This window comes from Streptococcus sp. HMSC076H09, from assembly GCF_001811765.1.
Classification (GTDB): Bacteria; Bacillota; Bacilli; order Lactobacillales; family Streptococcaceae; genus Streptococcus; species Streptococcus agalactiae.
The window spans coordinates 1-611 of sequence record NZ_KV806611.1; the positions used below are offsets into that span (position 1 = coordinate 1).

Here is a 611-nt window from a genome sequence, read left to right on the forward strand (position 1 = left end):
AGGGTCGCGTGTTCAAGTCATGTAGCCGGCATTACAATTTTATAGGATAAATAGTGTCTTTAGTGCGAACGTAGTTCAGTGGTAGAACATCACCTTGCCAAGGTGAGGGTCGCGGGTTCGAACCCCGTCGTTCGCTTGTTAGAGGCCGGGGTGGCGGAACTGGCAGACGCACAGGACTTAAAATCCTGCGATGGTAAACATCGTACCGGTTCGATTCCGGTCCTCGGCATATAATATTTAGCACCCTTAGCTCAACTGGATAGAGTACCTGACTACGAATCAGGCGGTTAGAGGTTCGACTCCTCTAGGGTGCATATTTTTCGGGAAGTAGCTCAGCTTGGTAGAGTACTTGGTTTGGGACCAAGGTGTCGCAGGTTCGAATCCTGTCTTCCCGATGGATATATTTTTATGGCGGTGTAGCTCAGCTGGCTAGAGCGTCCGGTTCATACCCGGGAGGTCGGGGGTTCGATCCCCTCCGCCGCTATTTATTTTATTGAGACTTTGGACCTTTAGCTCAACTGGTTAGAGCACTCGGCTCATAACCGAGCGGTCGTAGGTTCGAGTCCTACAAGGTCCATATTTTTTGTTATATGGAGGATTACCCAAGTCCG

General features: G+C 50.1%; 6 tRNA genes. All 6 read left to right on the top strand.

Annotation, left to right across the window (positions count from 1 at the left end):
* Positions 1-64 precede the first annotated feature (64 nt).
* The 6 genes from HMPREF2818_RS07055 (at position 65) to HMPREF2818_RS07080 (ending at position 577) form a co-directional block, all read left to right on the top strand.
* A tRNA-Gly gene (locus tag HMPREF2818_RS07055) sits at positions 65-136 on the top strand.
* Positions 137-144: 8 nt separating this feature from the next.
* Positions 145-229, top strand: a tRNA-Leu gene (locus HMPREF2818_RS07060).
* Positions 230-240: 11 nt separating this feature from the next.
* A tRNA-Arg gene (locus HMPREF2818_RS07065) sits at positions 241-314 on the top strand.
* Positions 315-321: 7 nt separating this feature from the next.
* Positions 322-395: transfer RNA gene (locus HMPREF2818_RS07070), tRNA-Pro, on the top strand.
* 15 nt (positions 396-410) lie between these two features.
* Positions 411-484 (top strand) — tRNA-Met (locus tag HMPREF2818_RS07075).
* A gap of 19 nt (positions 485-503) precedes the next feature.
* Positions 504-577, top strand: a tRNA-Ile gene (locus HMPREF2818_RS07080).
* Positions 578-611 lie beyond the last annotated feature (34 nt).